General features: G+C 52.4%; 1 rRNA gene. It reads right to left on the reverse strand.

From position 1 onward, the window contains the following. Positions 1-685 (reverse strand): 16S ribosomal RNA (locus tag H3H36_RS26330); the annotation flags it as partial.

Raw genomic sequence — 685 nt, forward strand, 5'->3', positions numbered from 1 at the left:
ATCTCTCAGGGATTCCTGCCATGTCAAGGGTAGGTAAGGTTTTTCGCGTTGCATCGAATTAATCCACATCATCCACCGCTTGTGCGGGTCCCCGTCAATTCCTTTGAGTTTTAATCTTGCGACCGTACTCCCCAGGCGGTCTACTTCACGCGTTAGCTGCGTTACCAAGTCAATTAAGACCCGACAACTAGTAGACATCGTTTAGGGCGTGGACTACCAGGGTATCTAATCCTGTTTGCTCCCCACGCTTTCGTGCATGAGCGTCAATCTTGACCCAGGGGGCTGCCTTCGCCATCGGTGTTCCTCCACATATCTACGCATTTCACTGCTACACGTGGAATTCTACCCCCCTCTGCCAGATTCTAGCCTTGCAGTCTCCATCGCAATTCCCAGGTTGAGCCCGGGGATTTCACGACAGACTTACAAAACCGCCTGCGCACGCTTTACGCCCAGTAATTCCGATTAACGCTTGCACCCTACGTATTACCGCGGCTGCTGGCACGTAGTTAGCCGGTGCTTATTCTTCAGGTACCGTCATTAGCAAAGGATATTAGCCTCCACCGTTTCTTCCCTGACAAAAGAGCTTTACAACCCGAAGGCCTTCTTCACTCACGCGGCATTGCTGGATCAGGCTTGCGCCCATTGTCCAAAATTCCCCACTGCTGCCTCCCGTAGGAGTCTGGAC

The sequence above is a fragment of the Rugamonas fusca genome (genome assembly GCF_014042365.1).
GTDB lineage: Bacteria > Pseudomonadota > Gammaproteobacteria > Burkholderiales > Burkholderiaceae_D > Rugamonas > Rugamonas fusca.